The following is a 21623-nucleotide window of genomic DNA, read 5'->3' as shown; positions in this document are numbered from 1 at the left end:
TGCCTGTCGCGCGCATCGGTGGGGCCATGGCAATGGACGAGTTACTGCAGGAATTCATATCGGAAACCCAGGAAACGCTTGAAGCGTTGGCTGGGGAGGTCGTGGCGTGGGAAGCCGACCCGTCCGACCGCGACCGGCTCGATGCGATCTTCCGTTTCTTCCACACGGTCAAGGGCAGCTGCGGCTTCCTCAACCTCCCCCGGTTCGAACGGCTCAGCCACGCTGCCGAAGATGTGCTGGCGGATATTCGTGCAGGTAAGCGCGGCGCTGATCCCGCCACGGTGAGCGCGGTACTGGGCCTGATGGACCGGATCGGCGAACTGACCGAAGCGGTGGCCATGGGCGCGGCGCTCCCCAATGAAAATGACGATTATCTGATTGCGGCGCTCAACGCCCCAGTGGACCAGCCCGCGCCCCAGGTGCAGGCGGCCCCGGTCGCCGTGGCGCGGCAAGCGGGACAGGCTGGCCCTCGCACCATCCGCCTGCCCTTGAGCCTCATTGACCAGTTGATGAACGGCGTGTCGGACATGGTCCTGGCCCGCAACGAATTGTCGCGCAAACTGCGCGAGCGATCCGCCGATCCTGAACTCGACAATGTGTTCGAACGGCTGTCGACCTGCGTCGCGGACATGCGCGACGTGATTTCCAAGACGCGGATGCAGCGGGTCGAACGGCTGTTCGCTGCCATCCCGCGCATGGTTCGCGATCTCGGCCGCGATCTGGGCAAGCGCATCGACCTGACGCTGGAGGGCGGCGATGTCGAAATGGACCGCGAAATGGTGGAGATGGTCGTCGATCCGCTCACCCATATCGTCCGCAACGCCATCGACCATGGCATCGAATCCCCCGAACAGCGTCGCGCGGTCGGCAAGCCGGAAGCCGGCGCGCTGCGCGTGGAGGCCCGCCAATCAGGCAATCAGATCGTCATCACCATCAGCGACGATGGCGCAGGCATCGACACCGCGCGGCTCGTGGACAAGGCGATCGGCGCAGGCCGCCTGACCCCCGAAGCGGCGGCGCGGATGACCGAGGCGGACAGGTTGGACCTGATCTTCCAGGCCGGACTGTCCACCGCCGATCAAGTGACGTCGATCTCCGGCCGGGGCGTCGGCATGGACGTGGTGCGCGCCAATGTGGAGCGGATCGGCGGCGTCATCGCGCTCGACAATCATCCGGGCCAGGGGCTGTGCATCACCCTGCGCGTGCCGCTGACGCTGACAATCATTCCGGGGCTGGTGGTGCGGGCGGGCGGCCTGCATTTCGCCATCCCGCGCGCTGCCGTTGTCGAGATACTGCATGATAACAATGCGATGCTCCAAATCAGCTGCATCGGCGGCGCACAGATCGCGACGATCCGCGGCGTGCGGCACTCGATGATCGAGCTGGAGGATGTGCTGGGCATGGACCGACCAGCACAGGCCGGACCCCGCGCCATCATGGTGGTGCGGTCGGGCAGCGGCGTGCCCTATGCAATGGGCGTCGCCGCAGTGGACAATCATGAGGAACTGGTAATCCGGCCAGCATCGCCATTGATCATGGCGACCGGCGTCTATGCTGGCATGACTTTGCCGGACAATGGCCAGCCGATGCTGCTGCTGGACGCGGCGGGCATTGCCAGCGCGGCCCAACTGCCCACGATCCTGGACGATCAGGCCGCACGGCGGACAGAGGAACAGGCGGACGCCCAGGCCGGGGTCGAGATGGTCGCGGCGCTGCGGTTCGAGGAAATTACTGGTGAGAAACGGCTGCTCAAACTGGCGCTGATCGACCGGGTGGAGGATATCGATGTCGGGCTGTTCGGCCGGTCGGGCGACCAGGCCTATGTCCGGCTCGACGGGCGATTAATCACCGTCGTCAATGGCTTGTCTCAGTTCGACCGGGCCAAAGTGTCCGCTTTGCGCCTGCGCGATGGCACGCAGGAAGCCTGCTACCCGGTCGCCGCCGTGCTGGACATCGTCCAGATGCCGTTGGTCCCCGACATGGTCGCCATGCACGGGATCCTGAGCGGCGTTGCCGTGATCGAAGGCGAGCATCTGGAGGTGATAAACCCGTTTGCACTGTTCGCTTCGCTGTCCGGTTATGACATGGTCGAAGGCCAGGGCGGCCGTTGCCTGCTGGCCGATGCCGAGGATGGTTGGACCCGCGAGATATTGGCACCGCTGTTGCGGCAGGCGGGCCACGACGTGGTGCTGGGCCTGCCGGAAGACGGCGTGATCGACCCGCGCGACGTATTGCTATGCCATGATGGCGAAGGGTCGAAAGTCGCCGGGATCATGGCGGAGATGACCGGATGCCGCGTGGTGCAACTGCGCGCCTCGCCCCGTGCCGCCGGGCCGCGCGACGCCAGCATCTATCGCTATGACCAGGACGCACTGATGGCGGCGATCACCGCCGGACAGGGATAGGGCCATGAACCGACTATATCTTTTCGCCACTTTGGCGGGCACCCGGATCGCGGTGGAAACCGACGAGGTGGAGGCAGTGGTCAAGCTGACCGAAATTTCGCCGGTGCCGGGCATGGGCGCGCATGTCGCAGGTCTTTCCGCGCTGCGCAGCCGGGTGCTGACGATCATCGATACGGCCGCCTTGATCCAGGGGATGGCCTCGCCGACCCGCGACGCGGGCCTCGCCATCATCGCCAATATCGCCGGGCACAGCTATGGTCTGATGGTCGACAGCGTCTCCGACATCTGCCGCGTGCCGGAGGGTGAATTGCCACTGCGCGGTCAGTTGGACCGGGCCTGGGCACCCTATGGCCGCGCCATCGTGGAACAGGATGGTCATCCCTGGCTGCTGGTATCCTTAGCCAGCTTCATCGACGGCGGCGGCCAGGCCCAGGCGGCCTGAACTGTTTTCCAACATGTTTACCAAAAACTCGCTTTTGCCCGTTAGGTCTCGATTTTCGGGCCATAAATTCCAAAGGGACGCATCATGAAGAACTGCCTGGTCGTCGACGATTCGAAGGTTATCCGCAAGGTGGCCCGCCATATTCTCGAATCGCTCGACCTGTCCGTCACCGAAGCGGTGGATGGACAGGACGCCCTGACCCAGTGCGAAGCCTCCGCGCCGGACGTGGTCCTGCTCGACTGGAACATGCCGGTGATGAGCGGGATGGAGTTTCTGCAGGCCCTGACGACCGCCAAGATGACCGCCCGTCCCAAGATCATCTTCTGCACCACCGAAAATGGCATCAGCCATATCAAGGCTGCGGTCGAGGCGGGGGCCGACGAATATGTGATGAAGCCTTTCGATCGCGAAACGCTGGAAAGCAAATTGGTGATCGTTGGGGTCATCTAGCCCGACAGCCTGCACTCCAATCCAGGGAGTAACCTCCACCCTTTTCGTCTTCGTGCAGAGAGCCTCGTGATGACCGTCAACATGCCGATCATGACCAATATAAGGAGACAGCAGGGTGCCGTGCGCACCCTGATCGTCGATGATTCGGTGGTGGTCCGCACGGTGATCGAGCGGATACTCAACAACGAGCCAGCCTATAGCGTGGTTCACAAGAGCAACAGCGCGGAACTGGCCCTGGGCTATCTGGCCGATCACGCAGTCGATCTGGTTCTGCTCGACATCGAACTGCCGGGGCAGAGCGGCCTTGCCGCGCTCCCGGCAATATTGAAGGCGCAGGCCGACGTGAAGGTCGCGATCCTGTCGGGCAAGTGCGAGGAGGGCAGCGCGGCGGCGGTCGAAGCGCTGGCGCTTGGCGCCAGTGACATCGTGTCGAAGCCCGGCAGCGGCAGTTTCGGCGATCAATTTTCCCAGGGCTTGATCGACCGGCTCAACCGCCTGTTCGACCAGCGCGTCATGGCTGTCCTGTCCACCGCACCGGTTGTCCCGCCGGTCGCGCGCCCCGTGCTCCAGCCGCTGGCTTGTCTGGGAATCGGCGCCTCCACCGGCGGTATCCACGCGCTGGGCCAATTGTTCGAAGGCCTGTCAGCGCCGATGGGGGTGCCGCTGCTGCTGACCCAGCATCTGCCCGCGAGCTTCACCGTTTATTTCGCGCAACAACTGATGCGCATGACCAGCTTGCGCGTGAAGGTGGCTGAAACCGGGGATATCTTGCTCCCCGACACCATCTATGTCGCGCCGGGCGATGCCAATCTGCAGGTGCGCCGCGGCCTCCACGGCCGGGTCATGGTGCAACTCAATCCCGAACGCACGCCAGCGGGCAACCTGCCCGGCGTCGATCCCATGTTCGCCAGCATGGCGGAGGTCTATGGCGCGGGTGCAGCCGGGGTCGTGCTGACCGGCATGGGGCGGGACGGCACGGTCGGCGCGCGCGATATCGTCGCAGCGGGCGGCTGGATCGTGGCGCAGGACGAAGCCAGCAGCGTCGTTTGGGGCATGCCGGGATCGGTGGCGGGCGCTGGGCTGACCTGCGCCTTGATGGAGCCGCACCAGATGATGGACTTCGTCGCCCGACGCGGCAGGGTCGGCGCATGAAAATGGCGCAACCGGCCGCCATCTTCGAAGGCGCAGCCCGCGTTCTGGCGGCGCTGCTCGAAGCCCGCACTGGTCAGGCCTTGTCCGAAGGGCGCGCCTGGCGGATGGAAACCGCGCTGCGCCCGGTGCTGCGACAGCATAAGCTGGCGGACATGGACGAGTTGGCCGGACGGTTGACGCGCAAGGCCGATCCCAGGCTGGAGGAAGAGGTGGTCAACGCGCTCCTCAACAATGAAAGCAGCTTTTTTCGCGACCTTCAGATCTTCGACATGATCCATCGTCAGATCCTGCCTGCAATCCAGGCGGAGCGGTCCAATCGCACCTTGCGTATCTGGAGCGCGGGCTGTTCGACTGGTCAGGAAGCCTATTCGCTGGCGATCCGCCTGCGCAACGATGCCGCGCGCTGGAGCGGCTGGCGGATCGAGATCATGGCCACGGACATTTCGACCGCGGCGATCGATCAGGCGCGCGCCGGCATTTTCTCGCAAATGGACGTTCAGCGCGGCTTGGCGGTCGGCGACCTCATCAAATGGTTCGAACCCCATGGCGAAGATTGGCGCGCCAGCGCCGAACTGCGCCGCATGATCGATTTCCGCCACGACAACCTGTTCGATGCCAAGGCACCAAGCGGCGAATATGATCTTATCCTGTGCCGCAACGTCCTGCTCTATTTCTCGCCGGAGCGGCGGCAGGCGGTGCTGCGGCTGCTGGGCCGACACAGCCATGCCCGGTCGGTATTGCTCTTGGGTGCAGGCGAAACGGTGATCGGGCAGGGCGACGATTTCACCGCCCATCCCGAATTTCGCGGTGCCTATGTTCGGCAGGCGGCGTTGCCGGAGGGGACGATCGGCCGGACGCGGTTGGCAGGCTGACCGTTCCGGCCCCCCATAGGCAAAGCTGCCCGTCCTTAACCATGCTTGATTGCGGCGTCGCGCTGCGCCATTGTCATGGTCAGGCCGCCGGATCGACGGTGCAGGCCGAAAGGGCGTGATGACCAAGCTGCCGATGATCGAGACGCCGTCGCCCAATTATGACGAGCGCAGCCTGCCCATCACCATGCTGGTGCTGCATTATACCGGGATGCCCGACGCGGCGAGCGCGATCAACTGGCTGGCCAACCCGGAATCGAAGGTGTCGGCCCATTATGTCGTGACGGAGGATGGCCAGATCATCCGCATGGTCGATGAGGCCAAGCGCGCCTGGCACGCCGGGCGGTCGCACTGGCGCGGTATCGACGACATCAACTCGGCCAGCATCGGCATAGAGATTATCAATCCGGGGCATGAATGGGGCTATCGGCCTTTTCCCGAAGCGCAGATGGGGTCGCTGATCCCGCTGGTGCATGACATCACCCAGCGGCACCGGATCACGCGTGGCAATATCGTCGGCCACAGTGACATCGCGCCTGCGCGCAAGCAGGATCCGGGCGAACTGTTTCCTTGGGGCCAACTGGCGCGGCTACGACTGGCACTACCCCGACCGACCAAGAATCTGATGGACCCGCACTGGACCGATGGCGGCTTCATGCTGGCGCTCGAACGCTTCGGCTATGACATTGCCGAACCGCAGGCGGCGGTGGTCGCGTTCCAGCGCCGCTTTCGCCCGGAACGGATCGACGGGGTGATCGACGGCGAATGCCGCGCCATCCTGCTCGCGCTGTTGCTGCCCAAGCCCAGGGGCGATGAATAAGCAGGTGACGCCGGACCCGAACGGCGCTAGGGACCAATCCGCCAGAGGGCTGGGCGGCCGCGGCGTGGCGGGTAACTTCCACGGCGAGGAAAGTCCGGGCTCCACGAAATGACGGTGCCGGTTAACGACCGGCTGGAGTGATCCAAGGGACAGTGCAACAGAAAGCAGGTCGCAACGGCTTAGGCCATGCGAAATTGAAAGGGTGCGGTAAGAGCGCACCGCGTCTGCGGCAACGCAAGGCGGCACGGTAAACCCCACCGGGAGCAAGACCGAATAGGGGCGGCGCGCAGTTTCGGCTGCTAGGTCTGTTTCGACCGAGATCGTCCGGGTTGGTTGCTGGAGGGGCGGAGTAATCCGTCCCCTAGAGGAATGGTCGCACATCTCCGCAAGGAGAGGACAAAACCCGGCTTATAGGCCCTCTGGCACTTTTTTGCGGCCCCTTTGCGATGTGGCGGGGTGGCGTTTTTCTGACGGAATCCTTACCTGTAACTCATGTCTCGTAACGGCCGATCCAATGACTGGGGCTTTCCCCGCTGGCGCAGCTATGGCGCATCGCGTGAAGCCCAAGCGGTGCGCGGCTGCGACCGCTTTGGCTGTGACCAACCGGGCAACTGCCCTGCGCCCAAATCCCCCAACAGCCCGGAACGCTGGTATTTCTGCCCCGAACATGCGGGCGAATATAACCGGAACTGGGATTATTTTCAGGGGCTGGACGACGAAGAGCGGGCGAAGCGCGAACATGATGAGCGGCGCGATGCAGGCGGCTTTCAGTCGAGCGCCTATCATGGCTGGGGTGGGCCAGGCGATGGCAACCGGTCGCGCGACGAACTACATGCGCTCCAGGCGCTGGAGCTGGAAGATGACGCCGATTTCGAAGCGGTGAAGAAAAGCTGGCGTCGATTGGCCAAGGAATTCCACCCTGACGTAAAGCCCGGCGATGCCAAAGCGGCGGTCCAATTCCAGACGATCCAGGCCGCCTATGAAGTTCTGCGTGCCGCCGAGGAGCGGCGGACGTGGAAACCGCGTGGCGCGGTAGATTGAAGGACGATCGATGAAGGATCATGTCCGTTCCAACTGGCGCAACGCCGTGCTGGTGTGCCGCAAATGCGCCAAGAAGCTGGACGGTGGCTTTGGCCCAGATGGCGATGAACGGCTGGCCAAGGCACTGCGCAAGCATCTGACGCTGGGCAAGGGGCGCAAGGCGGCGGCCGGCATCGTCGAGGTCGACTGCCTGGGCATCTGTCCCAAGGGCGCGGTGACGGTGGTCAATGGCGCGGCGAGTCGCGAATGGCTGCTAGTGAAACCGGGTGCTGATCTGGATGAACTAGCTGTCACTTTGGGCATAGGCGCACCGAAACAGCCTTAATATTATCCTTACCATTCAATCCTATCCGGATGGAATGACATATTTTGCGCGCTTGCGTCCTGGCACGTCCCTATCCGTTCAATGCTGCTTGGTGATGAGCAGCTTGGCCGTGCTTTACGCCATGCCCCCCGTCAGCGGACGCATGCTGCTGATGCCGATGACCCAGGATGGGCGCGCGGGGCTGGCGCGCGTCGCAGTGGCCCATGGTGCGCGGCTGATCGCTGCCGGTCCATGGGCGGGATCGCTGGTGGTGGAGGGACGGCGTGACGCCTTGGCGCGGCCCTTGTTCATGGCAGGTGTCCTGGCCATTGCGGCTGACGCTGGCGGTTGCGGGGATCTGGGCTGATGACCGCGATTAGCAGTCTTGGCCGTCTGCGCTTGCAGGGTCTGCGTATCCTGTTGCTCGCCAACTGGGTATGGACCGTGGTGCTGGGCCTGATGGCCATGGCGATGGGCGAAGAGGACAGCATCAAGGCGATGTTCCTGTCCGCCTTGGTCAATGCGCTGCCCACGGTGATGGTCCTGCGCGGGCGTCGGGATCTGGAAGCGCGCATGGTGATGGGCACATTGGCGGCGGTGCAGCCTGCCATCGGTGTCGTGCTGCTATCCGGCCATGGCTGGCAAATGGACGGCCATATGTATTTCTTCGTGGCGCTGGCGGGGCTGGTGCTGCTCTATGACTGGCGGCCGATCGTTCTGGGGGCGACATTGGTCGCGCTCCATCATCTGCTACTCAACTATCTTGCGCCATCCTGGGTCTTTCCGGGGCTGGGCAATCTTGAACGGATCGCGCTCCACGGCGTGGCGGTGATCCTGCAGGCGTCGGTGCTCTGCTATCTTAGCGTTCGTCTGCGCGAAATGCTGCTGGCATTGGATCGCCATGTCGCTGGATCGGCAGAGTTGGCCGAACAGGCCCAGGCCGGACGCGCGGCTGCGGAAGCGGCGATGGCCGCGCGGCGTGAGGCTGATGCGCGTGAAGCGGCGCTGCGGATCGAAAGGGAGCGGGAACGCGAACGGATGATGGCGGATCGCCGGGCCGAAACGCTGACATTGCTTGCGGCCTTCCGCCAGTCGATCGCCGAAGTGGCCGATGCCGTCAGTGCAGCGACGGGCGAATTGGAGGAGTCTGCCCTGTCCCTGAACGATCTCGCGCGCCGCGCAAGCGCGGGTACGGGCGAAACCGTCCATGCCGCCGAACAATCATCGGCGCGAGCGGCAATGTTGGCGCAGAGGATCGATCAACTGTCCGAATCCATCACGGCCATCGCTTCGGCCGCGCATCAGCAGGCGACGCTGGGCGGCGAGGCGCAACGTGTATCCAACGCCGGACATGAAGCGATGCGCGACATGGAAAATCATACCGCCTCCATCACCAGCTTCGCCCATTCGATCACCCAGATCGCGTCGCGCACAAATTTGCTGGCGCTCAATGCCACGATCGAAGCAGCGCGCGCCGGGGATGTCGGACGTGGCTTTGCCGTGGTGGCGGGTGAGGTCAAGCAATTGGCAGGGCAGGCCGCCAATGCGACGGGGGAGATCCAGTCGCTGGCGTCTTCGGCGCAGCAGGGGGCAGGGGTGGCCCAAAACGCGCTGTCCGACGTCGCCAGCGCGGTCGAGCAACTGGCGGATGCCGCCGACGCGATCCAACGCGCGGTGGCGGATCAGCGGGATGCGACGGCGGCCATTGGTGCGACTGCGCGCGATACGGCGCAGGACGCCACCATCATGGCCGGACGAATGGAGCAAGTAGCGGACATGGCCCGCAGCACGGAAAGCCTGTCGGGGCGGGTGTCGAGTGCCGCTTCCGGTCTGTCGCGCACGGCGCAGGATTTGCAGCGCGCGACAGACCTGTTCGTGGCGCAACTCGAAGCGGCCTGAGCCCGGTCAGCTTGCCCGTGCGACCGGCGGTGTGGGACGTCGTTGCTGGTCCGCCAAAGGATAGAGGGTCCGGTTCTCGCGATCGACCCGTTCGGCCAGCGCCGCCAGGATCAGCCGGGTTTCCGCACAGAAAGCCGACCATTCGCGGGCAATGCGATCATCGCTCCAATCGGCCATATAGCGGGTGAAGCGATCGGCCAGCGCGCCGGTTTCGTTCTGCAATTGCGCGGCTGTCTTGCGCGCGGCCAAGTCTGGTGCCCGCTGCATCGCGGGATAAAGGATGCGATCCTCCAGCGCGAGATGCGCGATCAATTGTCGCGCCAGTGACCATCGCAGCGCCGCAACGCTTTGCGGCGTGGCCATGTCACTGGTGGCCTGCGCCAGTTGCCGGGCGGTCAGGCTGATTTGTTCATGCTGCCCCCGCAGCGCGGCCATATCCATCATGTGTCGCCCCTCTCCTTACGGAAAGGCGATGATGCGCGGCGGGGCTTAACAAAAGATTATGGGCGTTAAGCAACGGCGCGGAAAAAGGGGCGGCCTGTTGCGAGGCCGCCCCTGTGCGTCAGGCCGGCTGGTCGGCGCGGCTGGCGCCTTCGCCGTCCAGGTTCAGCGCCGCGAAATCCCAGTTGATCGCGTCCTTGAGGATGCGGTCGGCATAGCCGGGGCGGGCGTTGCGATAGTCGATATAATAGGCATGTTCCCACACATCGACGATCAGCAGCGGGGCATGACCTTCATGCGCGACCGGCGTGTCGGCATCATGATAGCTGGTGACTTCCAGCTTGCCGTCCTTGAGAATCAGCGCGGCCCAGCCGCTGGCGAAATGGCCGACGGCTTCCGCCTTCATCTTCTCGATCAGCGCATCGACCGAACCGAAAGCCTCTTCGATCTTGGCGAGCAGGTCGCCAGTCGGCGCGGTCTTGGTAGGCGAAAGCGACTGCCAGTAGAATGTGTGGTTCCAGATCTGGCCAACCTGGTTGAACAGGCCCCCCTTGGTCGACTTGATCAGCTCGACCAGCGACTTGCCCTGATGGGCGGCGTCGGCCGCGACCAGTTCATTGGCCTTCACGACATAGGCGTTATGATGCTTGCCGTGATGATAGTCGAAGGTTTCGGCCGACAGGATGTCGCCAAATGCATCCTTGGCATAAGGCAGGTCGGGCAGAACAAAAGCCATGGCGGAACTCCTAAGGTTCGGTGGGACGGCCGCACGATGACTGGCGCGGTCGATCTATTATGGGTCCAGGCGGGACGCGAAACGCCGCCGCGCCCTTCCATATGCGCACCCGCACGCGGAAAAAAAGGCCTATATGCCTATTGCGAAACGATCGCAGAAATAAGGGCTTAGCAGGCGGCTCAACCCTGGGGCGGGGTCGTCTCGCCCAGATCGTCGCTGGCAGGCTCGTCGCCCAGTTTCAGTCCATGGCGCATCAGCATCGGGATATTGGCGGCGGCGAAGATCACCGACACGATCGTCACGCCCCAAACCTTGACCGCGAGCCAGGTGTCGAAGCTCAGCGACCGGCGCATCGCTTCGTTCGCGATCGCCATGGCGACGAAGAAGAGCGCCCAATTGCGCGACAGCTTCATCCAGCCGGTGTGGCTGAGGCCATCATAGGCGGCCTGCAACAGATATTTGAGCAGCGGCTTGCCCCGTGCCAGCCCCGCGAACAGCATCAACGCGAAAAAGGCGTAGATGATGGTGGGCTTCAACTGGATGAAGCTTTCGTCATGGAAATAGATGGTCAGGCCGCCGAAAAACAGCACCAGCCCCGCCGATAGCCAGAGCATCGGCGAAACTCGACCCAGCTTCCATTTCGACACGATCACCGCGATGACGATGGCGATCATGAAGGCCGCCGTGCCGACGATCATGCCGAGAAATTTATAGCCGAGGAAAAAGACCAGCAGTGGCCCGAAATCGAGCGCGAGGCTGAGCGTGCCGCTATGGGCGGGCTGTTGCGTGGATTTGCGCTGGGTCATCAAAATTGCTCCGTCATCCCAGCGAACGCTGGGATCCCACTTTTCTTCGCGGCGATCAGAAGGAAGGGAGATGCCAGCTTTCGCTGGCATGACGAAGGGACTGCATCAGCGGGCATAGGCTGTTCCTGCGATAGCGCGCGCCATGTCGCCGGGATCGAAGGGCCGCAGATCCTCGATCTTTTCCCCAACGCCAATGGCGTGGATGGGCAGGCGGAATTTCTCTGCCGCCGCGACCAGCACGCCGCCGCGCGCCGTGCCGTCCAGCTTGGTCATGACCAAGCCAGTGACCTGCGCGGTCTCCTTGAACACTTCGATCTGGTTCAGCGCATTCTGGCCCGTTGTCGCATCCAGCACCAGCACGACATCATGCGGAGAAGCCGGGTTCAACCGGCCCAGGATGCGGCGGATCTTGGCCAGTTCATCCATCAACTCGGTCTTGTTCTGAAGACGCCCTGCAGTGTCCACGATCAGCACGTCGATGCCGGTGGCGGTCGCCTGCTTGACCGCGTCGAACACGATGCCCGCCGCGTCTCCGCCTTCCTTGCCTGCGACGATCGGGATGCCCAGCCGCTCGGCCCACACCTTGAGCTGGCCGATCGCCGCAGCGCGGAACGTATCGCCCGCCGCCAGCATCACGCCATAATCCTGCTCCAGGAAATTATGCGCGAGTTTCGCGATGGTGGTAGTCTTGCCCGACCCATTGACGCCGATGACCAGGATGACCTGCGGCCGGGGGAAGGCTTCGATCTCCAGTGGCCGGGCGACGGGGGCCAGCACCTTCTCGATTTCCTCCGCGATGATCTCGCGCAGATAATCTTCGGTCAATTCCTTGTTGAACCGCCCTTCGGCCAGCCGCTCGCGCACCCGCACCGCCATGGCCGGGCCGAGGTCGGACAGGATCAGCGCTTCCTCGATCTCGTCGAGCGTCTGCGCGTCCAGGGCGGCCTTGCCGAACAGGCCGGTGAGATTGTCGCCGAGCTTGTCGGACGTGCGCTTCAATCCGCCAAAGAGGCGGTCGCGCCAGGAAATGTCAGCCATGTTCATCCACCATCGTCATCCCCGCGCAGGCGGGGATCCATCTCCCGACGCAGCATCAAGCGCGGCGGTTGGGAGATGGGTTCCCGCCTGCGCGGGAATGACGGAAAAAAGAGTGTCATTCTTGAACAGCCTCTTGCGCGATCAGCGTGTCCTTCTCAAGCCCCGTGATGCGGGCGGAGACGATGGTCGAGGGCGTCTGTGGGGTCGCAAAGCGCACGGGTGCGAAGTTTTCGGCATGGCCCGACAGTCCGCTGCGTTCGACCAGCACCGACTGGGTCGTACCGATCAGGCTGCGCAGCCAGGCCTCCCGTTGGGCCGTGCAGGCGGCACGCAGGCGGGCGGCGCGGGCCTTGATGGTCGCGCGATCGACCTGTGGCATCCGCGCGGCGGGGGTGCCGGTGCGCGGCGAATAGGGGAAGATATGACCATGGACGATGTCGCAGTCGGCGATCAGCGCCAGGCTTCGTTCGAACATCGCATCCTCCTCGGTCGGGAAACCGGCGATGATGTCCGCGCCGATGCTGATGTCGGGGCGGGCAGTCTTGAGTCGTTCAACGATGCGGACAGCATCGGCGCGACTGTGGCGCCGCTTCATCCGCTTGAGGATCATGTCGTCGCCCGCTTGCAGCGAGAGGTGGAGGTGCGGCATCATGCGCGGTTCGTGGGCGATCAGGTCGAACAGCCGGTCATCTATCTCCACGCTGTCGATCGAGGAGAGGCGCAGGCGGGGGAGATCGGGTGCGCCGGTCAGGATGCGCTCGACCAGGGAGCCAAGCGACGGGCTGCCCGGCAGGTCGGGGCCGTAGCTGGTGACATCGACGCCGGTCAGCACGATCTCGCGATAGCCCGCAGCGACCAGTTCGCGCGCCTTGTCCACCACCGCGCCTGCGGGCACGGAGCGGCTGTTGCCCCGGCCATAGGGGATGATGCAGAAGGTGCAGCGATGGTCGCAGCCATTTTGCACCTCCAGGAACGCGCGGGCATGGTCGGCAAAGGCGGACGCCATATGCGGCGCGGTGTCGCGCACGGCCATGATGTCGGCGACCTTCACCTTCTCCGTCATGCCAGCGAAGGCTGGCATCTCACTTTCTGAGGATGACGCTGAAGAAAAGGGGGATCCCAGCTTCCGCTGGGATGACGGAAGATAGGTTTCCGCGTTCAGCTTCTCCCGGTTGCCGATAACCGCATCGACTTCGGTCATCGCCGCGAAGGTCTCCGGCTCGGTCTGCGCCGCGCAGCCCGTCACCATGATCCGTGCCTCCGGCCGCTCGCGCCGGGCGCGGCGGATGGCCTGGCGGGTCTGGCGCACGGCTTCGGCGGTGACGGCGCAGCTATTGACGACGATCAGGTTGTCCTGCCCCTGCGCCAGGTCACGGATCGCCTCGCTCTCCGCAATGTTGAGGCGGCAGCCCATGGTGATGATGGCGGGGCCGCTCATCAGAAACGCGACCAGTCAGCCTCGCCGTCGAAGACATGGGTGGCGGGGCCGGTCATGCTGATCGTGCCGCCCGGTGCCCAGTCGATGACCAGATCGCCGCCGGGCAGGCTCACGGTCACGGGGCCACGCACCAGCTTGCGGCGGATGGCGGCGACGGCGGTGGCGCAGGCACCGGTGCCGCAGGCGCGGGTGAGGCCGGCGCCGCGTTCCCACACGATCAGGCGGATATGATTGTCGTCCAAGACCTGCGCGAAATTGACGTTGATGCGGGCGGGAAAGAGCGGATCGGTTTCGATGAGCGGGCCGAGCCGCTCGAAGTTCACACCGTCCCAAGCGTCCAAAAAGAAGATGACATGCGGGTTGCCGACATTGACCGCGGCGGGGGCGGGCAGGTCTTCCCAACTCGCGCCCATAGTCAGTGTGTCCATGGGGTAGGCAAGCGGGATTGCGTCCCATGCGAAGCGCGGCGCGCCCATGTCGACGCTCACGCCGCCATCGACGGCCTTGGCTTCGAGCAGCCCTGCTTTGGTGCGGATCGACACGTCGCGGCCGACGAACAAAGGCACGCAGCGGGTGGCGTTGCCGCAAGCCTCGACCTCGCTGCCATCCGCGTTGAAAATCTGCATCGAAACGTCCGCATCGGGAGCGTTGCCGATCAGGATCAGCTGGTCGCAGCCGATCCCGGCATGACGATCGGCAATGGCGCGGGCGAGATTCGGGGTCATTTCGATCGCGTCGGCGCGCGCGTCGATCACGACGAAATCATTGCCCAAGCCGTGCATTTTGGAGAAGCGTCCCATGAAGGCGCATGTAGGGGGTGGGGCGGGAAAAGGCCAGTGGGGGCATTCCCCTTCATTTCGTTGAGCCTGAGCTTGTCGAAGGCCGTCTCTATTTTATGATGTCACGGGTGTCTGGAAATCGATTAACGATAGCTTTCAGTAAAGGGCTTCGACAAGCTCAGCCCGAACGGAAGGGGGAGGTCAATAATGGCGCTTAAGATGCACGCTTCGCTGGCGGTTCATCCCGGCGATTGGATCAAGACGGAACTGGTCGAAACGCGGGGCCTCAAGGTGGGTGATCTGGCCGATCATCTGGGGGTAACGCGCCAGACGGTGAGCCGATTGCTGAACCAGCGACAGGTGTTGACGGCAGACATGGCGATCCGCTTCGAAAAGCTGTTCGGCATCGACGCGGATACCCTGATGCGGATGCAGATGCGCCACGACTTGGCCGTTGCGCGGGGTCATGCCGGTGAGTTGGATGTCAAACCGCTGGCGGCTTGACTGGACAAGCTCTGCCATTATCGCGCGACCTTGAACAATATCCGCATCCCTTTGATCGTCGGTACGGCTTTGCCCTCCCCATCGGTCTGGACGGAGACATAATTGGCTTTTGCTTGGGCGCAGGCGACATCGACCAACTTAGGCAAAGATTTTACAAACTGTGATGGTTCGCAAACGACCACATGGCCGGTCGAGTCGATCTTCGTGACGATAGTGACCCGTTCTTCCTGTGCTCCATTGGGCAATTTTTGGACTTGCAGTTCCATATCGATGGGTGGTTCGAAAGGAGGGGAACGGCGCGGAGCGGAAGTGCGATTAGGATGAAGCCAACCGATGCGAGCATTATAGCTAGCATAAGTCGCAATGCCATTTTCGTCCGTTGCCGGCTTGAATCTTGCTCGCACTAGCACCGCCGCGCAGGTCGTTTGATCCAATTCTGGAAAACCGCTGGATTGAGTAACACCGCATTTTTCGACACGGCCTTCAGGCGAAATTAGCACTGTAAAACTTACCATACCTTCTTCACGGCGTTTTCTTGGGCCTGGCGGATAGTCTGCATCGCTCAACCATTGCCCCGGATTGCCGAGCGGCTTGGCCTGTGTCAGTGCGCTGGCCAGCATCAGTCCCAGCAATATGCTCATTCTCTACCCCTCATGCAGCCACCGCCCGCTTCTGCCCGTACAGAAAGTACACGACCAGCCCCAGCGCATTCCACCCGAAGCACGCCAAGATCGTGTCCGTCGGCAGGCTGATGAACAGATAGGCGCAACCTGCGATTGCGCCTAACCCGACGAACCAGGCGGCGGGCGTGCGGAAGGGGCGGCGGAGGTCGGGGCTGCGGCGGCGCAGGACGAGGAGGCAGGCACCGACCGCGGTGAAGGCGATCAGGGTGCCGGCATTGGCGAGGGCGGCGATCTCATCGATGGGGAGCAGGCCCGCGATGATGGCGACCAAGACGGCAGTGACGATGGTGATGCGCACAGGGGTGCCGCGCCTGGAGATTTTGGCGAGGCTTTGGGGCAGGAAACCGTCGCGCGCCATGACCAGGAAGATGCGGCTCTGGCCGTAGAGGAAGCCCAGCAGCACGGTCGGCAGGGCGATGACGGCGGCTATGGCGACGATCCGCGCCACCTCTCCGCGACCCATTTCGCGCAGGATCAGCGCGAGGGGTTCGGGGCTGTCGGCAAAGCGGGTGAAGGGCATGGCGCCAATCGCGGCGGCGGCGACCAGGACATAGATCAGGGTGCAGACGACCAGCGAGCCGACGATGCCGATGGCGAGGTCGCGGTCCGGGTTCTTGGCTTCCTCTGCTGCGGTGGAAATGGCGTCGAAGCCGTAGAAGGCGAAGAAGATGATCGCCGCCGCCGCCATGACGCCGCGCTCGACCCCGTCCGGTCCCATATCCTTGGCGAAGCCGAAGGGCATGAAGGGCTCAAGATTCTGCGCATCGAAAACGGGCAGGGCGACCCAGACGAAGAGGCTCAGGGTCGCGATCTTGATGAGGACGAGGATGCTGTTGAGGCGCGCGCTTTCATGGGTGCCGAGCATCAGCAGGCCTGCGACCACCGCGATGATGAAGATGGCGGGCAGGTTGACGAGGCCGCCCAGTTCCGGCCCTTGCGTCAGTCTTTCGGGAAAGCCGATCCCGGTCAGCAGCGGCGCGGCATAGCCCGACCAGCCGACCGCTACGGTCGAGACGACAAGGCTATATTCGAGGATCAGGCTCCATCCCACGATCCAGGCGATGCCTTCGCCCAGCGCCACATAGGAGTAGCTATAGGCGCTGCCCGCGGCGGGCATCATGGTCGAAAGTTCGGCATAGGCGAGCGCGGCGCAGGCGCAGATCGCGCCGGCTATGGCGAAGGAGAGGAGGACGGCAGGGCCAGCGCGGTCCGCGCCGACGCCGATCAGGGTCAGGATGCCGGTGCCGACGATCGCGCCGACGCCCAGCGCCAGCAGATGCGGCCAGGACAGGGTGCGGGCCAGGCGATGCTGGTCCCCCGTCGGCGTCATCGCTTCGATCGACTTGCGGCGTGTCCAACTCATATGTCTCGGGCTCCCCTCATCTTGTCGCCCTTAGCTTCGCACATTTCCCGCACATTTCGACATAAAATTACGCGGCCTTGATCCTATCGGAAAGTCGGGGGCGGAGCGCATGGGGTGCGGGGGGAGTATAGCGGCTCAGGTGCCGATAGGACAGCGATGCGTGATGAGGAGCAGAAAATGCCATTCGTGCGAGCATTTCTACATCCCAAAACCGGTCAGAGATTGGTTGTCCAGCGGCAAGGTTCGAACTTGCAATCTGCCGAAGCAGGGCGGTTGTAACCGCGGGTCTACCAATTCCCCAACGCTGGACGCGGACCCTCTATGCAACCATGATCGGACTGCCAAGCTGCTAGTCATCGAGCGGCCAGAAGCGGTCGCGCATGGGAACAGGCCTAATTTCAGGAAGCAGACAAATCATGCCGGATTATTTTTGCTGAGCACCGCACTTTGTATCCGATCAAACACCCTTCCAGTGGCAAGGAAATTGATTAGCGCGAACTGCCCTATCATAAACCGTATGACAGACACGAAATGCGTTCCTTTATTATGCTTTAAGCGAATGACGCGACCGATTTTGTGCAGGCGGATCAGTTGGACATCTTGAATGTCGTGGAATGCAATTGGATAGGAATCTCCGCCTGATTTTATAGTGATAGCGTTTTCTTCGATGTCCAGCGCACCCTTTGCCACTTGCGTTGCCAAGCCAAGCTCAGGGCCATGGTGATAGAATATCCGATAGCTCATATGTTGCCTGTATGGGTGATGTTGATCTCGCGATACTAGCCCATAAGCGGACCGTCGCAAATCCACCCTTACCGTCACCCCAGCGAACCCTGAGCCACCTTTGTCGTAACAACGGGGGCGGGTCGAGGGGTTTCCTTTGCAAAGTCGAGGATGCCCATGAGGGCGCCGTGTAGCGTGGCATGGATTTCGCCCCACTTGTCGCCAGGATGCAGGACAATCCGGTGAATGAGCGACCGAATGGCGTCGGAGGCGTCGAGCCGGGTTTCCGGGTCTTCGAGCGCTTGGGTGAATCGCTCTACCTCCCGTTCGTAGATTCCAGCGATGCCGGGATGAACGTCTGGAACAGCCTGCGGGGCCGACGCCATGCGGGTAGCGATTTCGGCCTTCTGCCGCTCCAGTTCCGCCATGCGGGCCTTCATCGTGGGCTGGTACAGCCCGTCCTCGATCGCTGTCATGATCCCGGCAATGGCGCGCTCGATCTTGTCCAGCGCGCGGCGGTCGGCTTCGATCTGCACCCGCTGTTCACGGTTCTCTCGGTTGATATGTTCGGCGTAAGCGGCGACCGCCGCCTGCACCTTCTCCGGCGACACCAGCCGTTCGCGCAGACCCGCAAGCGCCCGCTCTTCCAGCTTTTTGCGAAGGATAGTGCGGTTGTTGGCGCAGATATGGCGGCGATGGTGATTGATACAGCCAAACCGCCCGTTGACCGCCAAGCCGACCGTGCCGCCGCAAACGCCGCATTCGACAAGGCCCGATAGCAGAGTGACGGGACGACGGGCACGGTGCATCCGGCTCGCCTGCGCCGCACGAAGGCCATCGAGCAGCGGCTTATATTGCTCGACCAGCACATCTCGCCGCCGCTTCACCGCCTGCCACATATCGTCACTGACTATTCGCAGGCCAGGCACTTCGACCCGGACCCATTCGGATTCGGGATTGGGACGCCGCACGGTCTGTCCCGTGCGCGGGTCCTTGACGGCCTGCTTGCGATTCCAGACCCGCACGCCGACATACATCTCGTTGTTGAGGATGCCGATGCCCAGCTTGGGCTTGCCGCGTATGGTCGTGTCGCTCCAGGGGCGGCCGGATGGACCGGGAATGCCGTCCCGGTTCAGGTCACGCGCGATGCCGCGCGGACTCTTGCCCGCCGCGAACTCGCGGAAGATGCGCTCCACAATGGGCGCCTCTGCCGGCGCGATCCGGCATTCGCCCCTCACCAGCTCGCCTTCGCTCGAGAGCCGCCGCACCGTGCGGTAGCCATAACCCACCGGCCCCGCCGAAAACCCCTTTTCGACGCGCCCGCGCTGCCCGCGATGGGTCTTCTTCGCCAAGTCCTTGAGGAACAGCGCGTTCATCGTGCCCTTGAGGCCGACATGCAATTCGCTGATCTCGCCTTCGGCCAGCGTCACCAGCGGCACGCGCGCAAACTGAAGATGCTTGTAGAGCGTCGCCACATCCGCCTGATCGCGCGACACACGGTCGAGCGCTTCGGAAATAACGATGTCGACCTTCCCCGCCTGTGCGTCCTGGAGAAGCGATTGAATGCCCGGACGCAGGATCATGCTCGCACCCGATATCGCGGCATCCTGATAGCTGTGGACGACATGCCAGCCCTCACGCTCGGCGCGCTCGCGGCAGATGCGAAGCTGATCCTCGATCGATGCGGCGCTCTGCTGGTCCGAGGAGTAACGGGCATAAAGGGCAATGCGGGTCATGAGAAAAGCTCCTGCGATCCGTTCCGCCGTCAGGCAGCCTTGGTCAGCATGAAATCGACATGGACGCCGTCATAGGGAAAGACGATGCCGCGCCCTTCCTTATGGATTACACCAGCGCCGATGAGTGCCTGCACGTCGCCATGCACCGCCTTCATGTCCCGGCCCACGCGCCGCGCAGCCTCACGGATCGACATGACGCCTTGCCCGGTCATCGCCTGGATCAAATCCCAGCGCTTGCGGGTGAGCGTCTGCCACAACAGATCGGGACTGGCGAAGCTATGATGCGCGCCCTGGGCCTCGCCCCCGAAAGCGGCAAGCGCACGGCGCGTCACATCGTCGCGGCTGGCGACGGAGAGCGTTACGATGTTCATTTTTGCCTCCATTGGTCCACGTCCTTCCAGAAGTCCGCCAGCAATGCGGCGGGCGTCGTGAAGGCATAGGCCGTTTCGCTCTCGCCGATATGCCGATGATCGCTCTTGCCGGCCTCATTGTCGTAGCGCAGCACGCAGACGCCATCGACAATATAGGCGAGGGCATATTTGAGATCGTGTATCGATCCCTTCACCGGCTGCGGCACCCGCCAGATACGAAGCTCTACAAAGGACTTCGCATCAAGCTGGTGACGTTCGTTGAGCAACGGTTCCGCCTTCATGATGGATTATATGCCATCGAATGGCATTGATGTCAATAGCTCCATCAATCCGTTCCTTCCGGCTCATTGTCATTGGCGGCCCTGCACGCGCGGATATGTTGGCGCGCAATATGGCGACCGATAGACTCCGCGATGCGGATCAGCGCCGCATCTATGTCCACGCTGGGCGGCTCAGTGCCCGTCCCGTTATCGTTGGCGGCGGCCAATCGATTGGGCGGCGCGGCGTTGTCACCCTTCTCCATGACTGGACTTCCCAAGCGATGGAGGATTGTCGTTGTCCGGCCGGTAAGCGCCGGGATCGGCGACCCAGCGATTGACGGCGGACTCATGCCAGCCAGCGCCATGGACGCTGATTGGCACTTGCCGGGGGAATGTCCCTTCCGCGATCTTGCGGTAAATGGTGGACCGGGAAAGGCCGGTGCGGTCGAGAACGGTTTTGAGGCGAATGATACGATCGGTGTTGGGCATAAGAGAGCTTTCAAGTCATGCGTTGCCAAAGCCCCCTAAAGCCAGAATTGGCGGAGTTTCCGCGCAAGACAAGACATCCATTGCAGCCTGTCAGGCCGCCCGGATACATGTCGTAGGGCTGTAGAGGGACGGTGAGGGACATCGGCGGACGTAGAGGGAATTGGCGGGGATTTGCCTGCCTCATCATCCATGCGCATTTTCTCAGGCACTGTTGCCTGATTGCCACGATTTTTACGCTCGCCGGTCCCCGCAGATCGTCTGAGCTATGATGTATTTAGCATATCCATCGTCCTTTTCGATGGCCTGCCCGTCGCGAATCAATCTGCCTCAAACGATCCCACCCCGCAAGGGCGCGGGTACTGAAGTGCCGACTGCGCCAATATCGCGCTAATTCTTCCAATTGTGTTTTAAAACTGCCGAGGCGCGCCTGCTATGTTGGCATGATGGGGGCGCTTCCTGCCTTACAGCCGCGCAGGCCGAATTGACGCGCCGAAAACGTCCGACTGCGCTATTGCTACGCGTCGCTGTAGAATGATGTGTCCCCACCACCATCGCCGCGATAAAAGAGATGTGGCGGGAACCGGTAAAAGCTATCGACGCTGCAAGCAGGCGTCGAGGTTGCGCGGGTTAAGGGGCCTTCCATTCACCGCCACAAAAGAACGGGTGATCTTCACCGCAGTTGCCACATAATCATGTGGTCAAAAATGGCCCGCCTCATCCGCACATAGATGATCGAGAAGAATTGCGGCTTGGCGGGTTCCTAGACAGGTGCGACCTCCAATCCTGCTGTGAAAACGAGGCATGAGGGTCATCACTCCATCCAGCTTAGCCCATTTTCCCGACATACGCCGCCCGCAGACAGCGCATTGAGCCT

General features: G+C 62.9%; 25 protein-coding genes, 1 tRNA gene and 1 other RNA gene. 12 read left to right on the top strand and 15 right to left on the bottom strand.

What is annotated here, in order from left to right; translation table 11 throughout:
- Nucleotides 1–32: 32 nt before the first annotated feature.
- The 11 genes from SxD43FB_RS03935 (at nt 33) to SxD43FB_RS03885 (ending at nt 9382) form a co-directional block, all read left to right on the top strand.
- Nucleotides 33–2405, top strand: a complete 2373-nt coding sequence (locus SxD43FB_RS03935; RefSeq protein ID WP_096061070.1) for an ATP-binding protein — start codon at nt 33–35, stop codon at nt 2403–2405.
- A gap of 4 nt (nt 2406–2409) precedes the next feature.
- On the top strand, nt 2410–2847 hold the full coding sequence (locus SxD43FB_RS03930; RefSeq protein WP_096061069.1) for a chemotaxis protein CheW: 438 nt from the start codon (nt 2410–2412) through the stop codon (nt 2845–2847).
- A gap of 84 nt (nt 2848–2931) precedes the next feature.
- Entirely contained in the window at nt 2932–3297 is a 366-nt protein-coding gene (locus SxD43FB_RS03925; protein ID WP_037475370.1) for a response regulator, read from the top strand.
- 69 nt (nt 3298–3366) lie between these two features.
- On the top strand, nt 3367–4449 hold the full coding sequence (locus SxD43FB_RS03920) for a chemotaxis protein CheB (RefSeq protein WP_096061068.1): 1083 nt from the start codon (nt 3367–3369) through the stop codon (nt 4447–4449).
- A gap of 2 nt (nt 4450–4451) precedes the next feature.
- Nucleotides 4452–5321, top strand: a complete 870-nt coding sequence (locus SxD43FB_RS03915) for a protein-glutamate O-methyltransferase CheR (protein WP_096061067.1) — start codon at nt 4452–4454, stop codon at nt 5319–5321.
- Between the two features lie 118 nt (nt 5322–5439).
- Nucleotides 5440–6138, top strand: a complete 699-nt coding sequence (locus SxD43FB_RS03910) for an N-acetylmuramoyl-L-alanine amidase (RefSeq protein WP_037478310.1) — start codon at nt 5440–5442, stop codon at nt 6136–6138.
- 41 nt (nt 6139–6179) lie between these two features.
- Nucleotides 6180–6565: RNase P RNA component class A (gene rnpB, locus SxD43FB_RS03905), an RNA gene on the top strand.
- A gap of 65 nt (nt 6566–6630) precedes the next feature.
- Nucleotides 6631–7179: a J domain-containing protein gene (locus SxD43FB_RS03900; RefSeq protein WP_037475360.1), complete on the top strand. Its 549-nt coding sequence runs from the start codon at nt 6631–6633 to the stop codon at nt 7177–7179.
- Nucleotides 7180–7189: 10 nt separating this feature from the next.
- Nucleotides 7190–7504 (top strand): hypothetical protein, encoded by a 315-nt coding sequence (locus SxD43FB_RS03895; protein ID WP_096061066.1) that lies wholly within the window; start codon nt 7190–7192, stop codon nt 7502–7504.
- Between the two features lie 94 nt (nt 7505–7598).
- Nucleotides 7599–7850, top strand: coding sequence for a hypothetical protein (locus SxD43FB_RS03890; RefSeq protein WP_069066106.1), 252 nt, complete (start codon nt 7599–7601; stop codon nt 7848–7850).
- Nucleotides 7850–9382, top strand: coding sequence for a methyl-accepting chemotaxis protein (locus SxD43FB_RS03885; RefSeq protein ID WP_096061065.1), 1533 nt, complete (start codon nt 7850–7852; stop codon nt 9380–9382). The genes SxD43FB_RS03890 and SxD43FB_RS03885 overlap by 1 nt, the downstream gene beginning before the upstream one ends.
- Nucleotides 9383–9388: 6 nt before the next feature.
- Here the strand turns inward: SxD43FB_RS03885 and SxD43FB_RS03880 are convergent, their stop codons facing one another.
- The 6 genes from SxD43FB_RS03880 to dapF form a co-directional block, all read right to left on the bottom strand.
- A complete protein-coding gene (locus SxD43FB_RS03880) occupies nt 9389–9826 on the bottom strand; it encodes a hemerythrin domain-containing protein (protein WP_255245594.1) in 438 nt (145 codons plus the stop codon).
- 118 nt (nt 9827–9944) lie between these two features.
- Entirely contained in the window at nt 9945–10559 is a 615-nt protein-coding gene (locus SxD43FB_RS03875; protein ID WP_096061064.1) for a superoxide dismutase, read from the bottom strand.
- A 179-nt stretch (nt 10560–10738) separates the two neighbouring features.
- Nucleotides 10739–11365 carry a septation protein IspZ gene (gene ispZ / locus SxD43FB_RS03870; protein WP_096061063.1) on the bottom strand — a complete coding sequence of 209 codons (627 nt, stop codon included), beginning with the start codon at nt 11363–11365 and terminating at the stop codon, nt 10739–10741.
- 105 nt (nt 11366–11470) lie between these two features.
- Complete coding sequence (gene ftsY, locus SxD43FB_RS03865) at nt 11471–12403, bottom strand: signal recognition particle-docking protein FtsY (protein ID WP_096061204.1); 933 nt, start codon at nt 12401–12403, stop codon at nt 11471–11473.
- A gap of 115 nt (nt 12404–12518) precedes the next feature.
- Entirely contained in the window at nt 12519–13841 is a 1323-nt protein-coding gene (mtaB, locus tag SxD43FB_RS03860) for a tRNA (N(6)-L-threonylcarbamoyladenosine(37)-C(2))-methylthiotransferase MtaB (RefSeq protein WP_096061062.1), read from the bottom strand.
- Nucleotides 13841–14641 carry a diaminopimelate epimerase gene (gene dapF / locus SxD43FB_RS03855; protein WP_096061061.1) on the bottom strand — a complete coding sequence of 267 codons (801 nt, stop codon included), beginning with the start codon at nt 14639–14641 and terminating at the stop codon, nt 13841–13843. The genes mtaB and dapF overlap by 1 nt, the downstream gene beginning before the upstream one ends.
- Before the next feature lie 186 nt (nt 14642–14827).
- Here dapF and SxD43FB_RS03850 point away from each other — a divergent pair, with 186 nt between their 5' ends.
- Nucleotides 14828–15124 (top strand): HigA family addiction module antitoxin, encoded by a 297-nt coding sequence (locus tag SxD43FB_RS03850; protein ID WP_096061060.1) that lies wholly within the window; start codon nt 14828–14830, stop codon nt 15122–15124.
- A 17-nt stretch (nt 15125–15141) separates the two neighbouring features.
- Here SxD43FB_RS03850 and SxD43FB_RS03845 read toward each other — a convergent pair whose 3' ends face one another.
- From SxD43FB_RS03845 to SxD43FB_RS03810, 9 genes are all read right to left on the bottom strand, one after another.
- The gene (locus SxD43FB_RS03845) at nt 15142–15765 is read right to left on the bottom strand and encodes an energy transducer TonB (RefSeq protein ID WP_096061059.1); all 624 of its coding nucleotides are present in this window, start codon (nt 15763–15765) and stop codon (nt 15142–15144) included.
- A gap of 10 nt (nt 15766–15775) precedes the next feature.
- Nucleotides 15776–17170 carry an amino acid permease gene (locus SxD43FB_RS03840; RefSeq protein WP_096061058.1) on the bottom strand — a complete coding sequence of 465 codons (1395 nt, stop codon included), beginning with the start codon at nt 17168–17170 and terminating at the stop codon, nt 15776–15778.
- Between the two features lie 228 nt (nt 17171–17398).
- Nucleotides 17399–17479 (bottom strand) — tRNA-OTHER (locus SxD43FB_RS25125).
- A 105-nt stretch (nt 17480–17584) separates the two neighbouring features.
- Nucleotides 17585–17914 carry a hypothetical protein gene (locus SxD43FB_RS03835; RefSeq protein ID WP_096061057.1) on the bottom strand — a complete coding sequence of 110 codons (330 nt, stop codon included), beginning with the start codon at nt 17912–17914 and terminating at the stop codon, nt 17585–17587.
- Between the two features lie 74 nt (nt 17915–17988).
- Complete coding sequence (locus SxD43FB_RS03830) at nt 17989–19629, bottom strand: recombinase family protein (protein WP_096061056.1); 1641 nt, start codon at nt 19627–19629, stop codon at nt 17989–17991.
- A 29-nt stretch (nt 19630–19658) separates the two neighbouring features.
- Nucleotides 19659–20000 (bottom strand): transcriptional regulator, encoded by a 342-nt coding sequence (locus SxD43FB_RS03825; protein ID WP_056683795.1) that lies wholly within the window; start codon nt 19998–20000, stop codon nt 19659–19661.
- A complete protein-coding gene (locus SxD43FB_RS03820) occupies nt 19997–20281 on the bottom strand; it encodes a DUF6516 family protein (protein WP_066606313.1) in 285 nt (94 codons plus the stop codon). The genes SxD43FB_RS03825 and SxD43FB_RS03820 overlap by 4 nt, the downstream gene beginning before the upstream one ends.
- 44 nt (nt 20282–20325) lie before the next feature.
- On the bottom strand, nt 20326–20523 hold the full coding sequence (locus SxD43FB_RS03815; protein WP_066606307.1) for a hypothetical protein: 198 nt from the start codon (nt 20521–20523) through the stop codon (nt 20326–20328).
- The gene (locus SxD43FB_RS03810; protein ID WP_066606304.1) at nt 20510–20749 is read right to left on the bottom strand and encodes an AlpA family transcriptional regulator; all 240 of its coding nucleotides are present in this window, start codon (nt 20747–20749) and stop codon (nt 20510–20512) included. Before SxD43FB_RS03810 ends, SxD43FB_RS03815 begins: the two co-directional genes overlap by 14 nt.
- Nucleotides 20750–21623 lie beyond the last annotated feature (874 nt).

Origin of the sequence: Sphingobium sp. D43FB (assembly GCF_002312805.1) — a bacterium.
Taxonomy (GTDB): domain Bacteria; phylum Pseudomonadota; class Alphaproteobacteria; order Sphingomonadales; family Sphingomonadaceae; genus Sphingobium.
The sequence above is the reverse complement of the archived record's forward strand: the minus strand, read 5'-3'. Positions and strand labels throughout refer to the sequence as shown.

Coding starts and splice junctions, on each gene's coding strand:
- SxD43FB_RS03935 (WP_096061070.1), top strand. CDS start 33: ATGGACGAGTTACTGCAGGAATTCATATCGGAAACCCAGGAAACGCTT.
- SxD43FB_RS03930 (WP_096061069.1), top strand. CDS start 2,410: ATGAACCGACTATATCTTTTCGCCACTTTGGCGGGCACCCGGATCGCG.
- SxD43FB_RS03925 (WP_037475370.1), top strand. CDS start 2,932: ATGAAGAACTGCCTGGTCGTCGACGATTCGAAGGTTATCCGCAAGGTG.
- SxD43FB_RS03920 (WP_096061068.1), top strand. CDS start 3,367: ATGACCGTCAACATGCCGATCATGACCAATATAAGGAGACAGCAGGGT.
- SxD43FB_RS03915 (WP_096061067.1), top strand. CDS start 4,452: ATGGCGCAACCGGCCGCCATCTTCGAAGGCGCAGCCCGCGTTCTGGCG.
- SxD43FB_RS03910 (WP_037478310.1), top strand. CDS start 5,440: ATGACCAAGCTGCCGATGATCGAGACGCCGTCGCCCAATTATGACGAG.
- SxD43FB_RS03900 (WP_037475360.1), top strand. CDS start 6,631: ATGTCTCGTAACGGCCGATCCAATGACTGGGGCTTTCCCCGCTGGCGC.
- SxD43FB_RS03895 (WP_096061066.1), top strand. CDS start 7,190: ATGAAGGATCATGTCCGTTCCAACTGGCGCAACGCCGTGCTGGTGTGC.
- SxD43FB_RS03890 (WP_069066106.1), top strand. CDS start 7,599: ATGAGCAGCTTGGCCGTGCTTTACGCCATGCCCCCCGTCAGCGGACGC.
- SxD43FB_RS03885 (WP_096061065.1), top strand. CDS start 7,850: ATGACCGCGATTAGCAGTCTTGGCCGTCTGCGCTTGCAGGGTCTGCGT.
- SxD43FB_RS03880 (WP_255245594.1), bottom strand. CDS start 9,826: ATGATGGATATGGCCGCGCTGCGGGGGCAGCATGAACAAATCAGCCTG.
- SxD43FB_RS03875 (WP_096061064.1), bottom strand. CDS start 10,559: ATGGCTTTTGTTCTGCCCGACCTGCCTTATGCCAAGGATGCATTTGGC.
- ispZ (WP_096061063.1), bottom strand. CDS start 11,365: ATGACCCAGCGCAAATCCACGCAACAGCCCGCCCATAGCGGCACGCTC.
- ftsY (WP_096061204.1), bottom strand. CDS start 12,403: ATGGCTGACATTTCCTGGCGCGACCGCCTCTTTGGCGGATTGAAGCGC.
- mtaB (WP_096061062.1), bottom strand. CDS start 13,841: ATGAGCGGCCCCGCCATCATCACCATGGGCTGCCGCCTCAACATTGCG.
- dapF (WP_096061061.1), bottom strand. CDS start 14,641: ATGGGACGCTTCTCCAAAATGCACGGCTTGGGCAATGATTTCGTCGTG.
- SxD43FB_RS03850 (WP_096061060.1), top strand. CDS start 14,828: ATGGCGCTTAAGATGCACGCTTCGCTGGCGGTTCATCCCGGCGATTGG.
- SxD43FB_RS03845 (WP_096061059.1), bottom strand. CDS start 15,765: ATGAGCATATTGCTGGGACTGATGCTGGCCAGCGCACTGACACAGGCC.
- SxD43FB_RS03840 (WP_096061058.1), bottom strand. CDS start 17,170: ATGAGTTGGACACGCCGCAAGTCGATCGAAGCGATGACGCCGACGGGG.
- SxD43FB_RS03835 (WP_096061057.1), bottom strand. CDS start 17,914: ATGAGCTATCGGATATTCTATCACCATGGCCCTGAGCTTGGCTTGGCA.
- SxD43FB_RS03830 (WP_096061056.1), bottom strand. CDS start 19,629: ATGACCCGCATTGCCCTTTATGCCCGTTACTCCTCGGACCAGCAGAGC.
- SxD43FB_RS03825 (WP_056683795.1), bottom strand. CDS start 20,000: ATGAACATCGTAACGCTCTCCGTCGCCAGCCGCGACGATGTGACGCGC.
- SxD43FB_RS03820 (WP_066606313.1), bottom strand. CDS start 20,281: ATGAAGGCGGAACCGTTGCTCAACGAACGTCACCAGCTTGATGCGAAG.
- SxD43FB_RS03815 (WP_066606307.1), bottom strand. CDS start 20,523: ATGGAGAAGGGTGACAACGCCGCGCCGCCCAATCGATTGGCCGCCGCC.
- SxD43FB_RS03810 (WP_066606304.1), bottom strand. CDS start 20,749: ATGCCCAACACCGATCGTATCATTCGCCTCAAAACCGTTCTCGACCGC.